Source organism: Tepidimonas thermarum, assembly GCF_007556705.1.
GTDB lineage: Bacteria > Pseudomonadota > Gammaproteobacteria > Burkholderiales > Burkholderiaceae_C > Tepidimonas > Tepidimonas thermarum.
In genome coordinates, this window is sequence record NZ_VJOL01000088.1 from 1 (window position 1) to 3,901 (window position 3,901).

Sequence of the window (3,901 nt, forward strand, 5' to 3'; positions counted from 1 at the left end):
GCGCCATCCAGTCCGTTCTCGAGCAAGATCGCATAAGCGGCTTCCAAGGGGTTGGTTTCGACTCGTATTGCCATGAGGGTTACACTCCTTTCTCGAAGTCATGGCGTCAGACCCACCCTCGCGCTGTCTGCTGGGCGGGGAGCGTAGGCGCGTAGCGCCGGAGATCCCCGCCCAGCAGACAACCGGCAAAATGGAATTTACAGAAAGAACGATACACAACTCATCAATATCAGGCCACCGTTCGTCGCCGGGGCTATAAGACGCCGTGCAAGACGTTCGAGACGCGCGCCGAGGCCGGGGCCTGGGCCGTGACGGTCGAGCGGTTCATGCCCAATGTCGTGGCGGGAACAGTCGATGCCCAGAGCCAGCGCGTGTTGCGTGTGCGCGGTGTGGCGTACCCTGTCGCAGACGGCACGCGGGCATGTGGTTTGCTAGGCCGTAGCCAACCCGTTCCCCGCAACCTGTCCTCGTTGCGTCACCTGATGAAAACCAGCCTGCACTTCCTGATCGAGGCCAAGCGCTGCGAGATGGCCGATCTGCAGCGGCTCATGCGAACCAGCAGCCTGGTGGACCGCATAGCCGGCCTGGTTCATGTGCTGCAGCGAGAGCGCGGTCTGACCAACCTGCACCTGGCCAGCGGCGGCAGCCGGGGGCGGGAGGCACTGGCCGAACAGCGCCGCGCCGCCGACCACCACGCACAGGCGATTCGCGCAGCCTTCGACGCCTTGGCCGACGATGCGCCCACGCTGCCCAACGGCACGCGGCTGTTTGCCCGGGTGGCCTACGCGCTGCAGGGCCTGGCCGCGCTGGAGCGCTTGCGCCAGCGGATCGACAACGGAGAACAGACACCGACGGCGGCCACGGCGGCGTACTCGCGGCTGATCGAAGGGTTGCTGGGTGTCGTCTTCGAGGCGGCCGACAGTGCCGCTGACCCGACCATCTCGCGCCACCTCGTCGCGTCGTTCAACTTCAGCCAGGGCAAAGAATTCGCGGGCCAGGAGCGTGCCGTGGGAGTGGCCGCGTTCGCCAGCGGCCGCGCGACCAGTGACGTGCAGCAGCGCCTGCTGTACCTGATCGAATCGCAGGATCGGTGCTTGAGCGTGTTCGCCGAGTTTTCCAGCGAACGCTTACGCACACATTGGCAGCAAGCCCAGCAGCACGAGGTGATGGCGCGCCTGGAGCGGCTGCGCCGGGTGCTCCTGACCACGCCGCCCGGACAAGCCCTCGATCCCGCCGACAGTCAGCGTTGGTTCGACGCCTGCACCCAGCGCCTCGACGCCATGCGCGGCATCGAGGCCGAACTCTTCACCGAGTTGCGGGTGCGCTGTCAGGACCGGCTCGACGCGGCGGCAGCGGAGCTCGGCACACTCGTTCAGCGCCTCAGTGCCGACTGCCAGGGCACCAACGAGCCCGACGAGGACTTCTTCGCTGAAGAAAGGTCCGGCACTCAGGTCCCTGCCGCCGAGGTCGCGAGCACCGACGCCACGCTGGCGCCGCAGGTCGGTCGCTCCGTGCTAGAACTGGTTCGCACCCAAACGCAGCGCCTGCAGACCATGAGCGCCGAGCTCGACGCCGTGCGCGCCAGCCTGAACGAGCGCAAGCTCATCGAACGAGCCAAAGGTCTGCTCATGGCCCACCGCCATCTGAGCGAAGACGAAGCGCACCGCATGTTGCGCGAAACCGCGATGAACCAGAACAAGCGCATGGTAGACGTGGCTGAGGCGGTGCTGGCCATGGCCAACGTGCTGCAGGCGCGCAGCCGCTGACGACGCTGCTGCACTGCACAAGAATTGTGCCTGCCGCCGCCTTGGCGGGCGCATGCACCAAGTTGGGGGGGCGGCCGGCGCAGGCATGCCAGCTGGGTGGGCCCTCCGCCGGGCAGAAATTTTCTTGAAAATTCAGGGCCCTTCACCCGTCACCGGGGCGCCCGGAACGGGCCTGGCACGCTACCTGCTTATACCCAGTCAAGGCATCGGGACCAACGGCGGTTCCGGCGCTCACAGTCTTCCCAGACACGGACAACGGCGTCCATTGCCGACCTGCACACCGCGGGTCTGGTGATGGGCGCCGTTTGCGTTTGGGGTTCGGGTTTCTCATCTGCAAGGAGTTGGACATGTCTGCAAACACCCCCACGACCGCCACCCCCGCCCCGGCCACCGCAAGCGCCGCCGCCAACACGCGCCGCGCATTCATCAAGAAAGGCGCAGCCGCGGCCACCGTCTTCTCCACCCTGGGTCACTGCGGTGTCTGGGCCGCCGGTTCCGACAAGCCCGAGAAGACGGAGGTGAAGATCGGTTTCATCCCGCTGACCGACTGCGCCAGCGTGGTGATGGCCAACGTGCTGGGCTTCGACAAAAAGTACGGCGTGACCATCGTCCCCACCAAGGAAGCGAGCTGGGCCGGCGTGCGCGACAAGCTGGTCAACGGCGAACTCGACATGGCCCATGTGCTGTACGGCCTGGTCTACGGCGGCATATGGGCACCGCCGGCCCCAAGAAGGACATGGCGGTGCTGATGAGCATCAACAACAACGGCCAGGGCATCACTCTGAGCAAGGCCCTTGCCGACAAGGGCGTGGTGGATGGCCCATCGCTGGCCAAGTTCATGGCTGCCAACCCGCGCGAATACACCTTCGCGGGCACCTTCCCGACCGGCACCCACGCCATGTGGATGCACTACTGGCTGGCCGCCGCGGGCATCAACCCGCTGTCGGGCGCCAAGCTGATCACGGTGCCCCCGCCGCAGATGGTGGCGAACATGCGCGTGGGCAACATGGACGGTTTCTGCGTGGGCGAGCCCTGGAACCACCGCGCCATCATGGATGGCATCGGCATCACGGCCAACACCACGCAGGACATCTGGAAGGACCACCCCGAAAAGGTGCTGGGCACCACCGCCGACTTCGTCAAAAAGTACCCCAACACCACGCGCGCCGTGATGATGGCCGTGCTCGAAGCCAGCCGCTGGATCGACGCCGGTCTGCAAAACAAGCTGAAGATGGCCGAGACCGTCGCGCAAAAAGCCTACATCAACACCAGCGTGGACGTGATCAACCAGCGCATCCTGGGCCGCTACCAGAACGGCCTGGGCAAGACCTGGGACGACCCCAACCACATGAAGTTCTTCAACGACGGCAAGGTCAACTTCCCGTACCTGAGTGACGGCATGTGGTTCATGACCCAGCACAAGCGCTGGGGCCTGATCAAGAGCCACCCCGACTACCTGACCATCGCCAAGCAGGTCAACCAGATCGACCTCTACAAGTCCGTCGCCAGCGCCATGGGCATCAGCGTGCCCAAGGACCCGATGCGCAGCAGCAAGTTGATGGATGGCGTGGTGTGGGACGGCAAGGATCCCGCCAAGTACGCCGACTCGTTCGCGATCAAGGCCTGACATCTCTAACAGGAGAAACCCATGGTTGCCGCTGTTTTTCATTCGCCGCTGGAGGCATCGCCCCCGCCTGCCGTCAGACCCACACCTTCGAACGCTGCCAAACCCATGACCGCCTCACAAGCCCAGACTGCCTCAGCCGCATCGGCGCAGAACAAACCTGCGCGTGACTTCCAGGGATTCTGGATGGCGGTGCTGCCGCCCATCATGGGTCTGGCGGCGCTGGTGCTGGTGTGGCATCTGATTGCCTCCACCACTGGCAGCGGCATTCCCCAGCCCGCCGAGACCTGGGCGCAGGCGGTCAAGGTGTTTTCCGATCCGTTCTACCGCAACGGCCCCAACGACCAGGGTATCGGCTGGAACGTCCTGTCGTCGCTCAAGCGCGATTGTGCAACCTCTTTTCTGTAAATTTCCGGTTGGGTGGTCATGACAACCGGGTTACAGGTTGAAGTTGAGATAGACCTTGCCGGTCAGCCACTCGTCGTCGAGTTCGGCGAGCATTGCGGAAACC

The 3,901-nt window shown here is 64.7% G+C and carries 2 protein-coding genes and 1 pseudogene; all 3 read left to right on the plus strand.

Features of this window, described 5'->3' with window-relative positions; all coding sequences use genetic code 11:
- Positions 1-482 precede the first annotated feature (482 nt).
- The 3 genes and pseudogenes from Tther_RS12750 (at position 483) to Tther_RS13325 (ending at position 3,798) form a co-directional block, all read left to right on the plus strand.
- A complete protein-coding gene (locus Tther_RS12750) occupies positions 483-1,766 on the plus strand; it encodes a nitrate regulatory protein (RefSeq protein WP_143904462.1) in 1,284 nt (427 codons plus the stop codon).
- Positions 1,767-2,113: 347 nt separating this feature from the next.
- Positions 2,114-3,393, plus strand: a pseudogene (locus Tther_RS12755) (CmpA/NrtA family ABC transporter substrate-binding protein).
- Positions 3,394-3,414: 21 nt separating this feature from the next.
- Positions 3,415-3,798, plus strand: coding sequence for a hypothetical protein (locus Tther_RS13325; protein WP_185975097.1), 384 nt, complete (start codon positions 3,415-3,417; stop codon positions 3,796-3,798).
- Positions 3,799-3,901: the final 103 nt, after the last annotated feature.